This window comes from Chryseobacterium sp. BGARF1 (assembly GCF_001677955.1).
Lineage (GTDB): Bacteria > Bacteroidota > Bacteroidia > Flavobacteriales > Weeksellaceae > Chryseobacterium.
The window spans coordinates 1-240 of record NZ_LELA01000195.1; the positions used below are offsets into that span (position 1 = coordinate 1).

Below are 240 nucleotides of genomic sequence, written 5' to 3' on the forward strand. Positions count from 1 at the left end.
GCTGGGGAAATAACCGTTCGCTCAATGGTTATGATGGAGGTAAAAAAGTAAAAGGCATCAAGCGACACGTTGTGGTAGATAAAAATGGTTTTTTGTTAGCTGTCATGGTAAGTGTTGCCAATATTCACGACAGTAAAGCCGCATTATTATTAATGAAAACACTGCAATACTTATTGATTCCACTTGATGTAATCCTCGCTGATGGAGGTTACAGAGGTGAGATTATTGAGGAAATAAGAA

The 240-nt window shown here is 37.9% G+C and carries 1 protein-coding gene; it reads left to right on the forward strand.

All coding sequences use genetic code 11. The features are described 5' to 3' along the window. The coding region (locus tag AB671_RS21530) for a transposase (protein WP_157444298.1) at positions 1–240 on the forward strand (240 nt) is incomplete at both ends.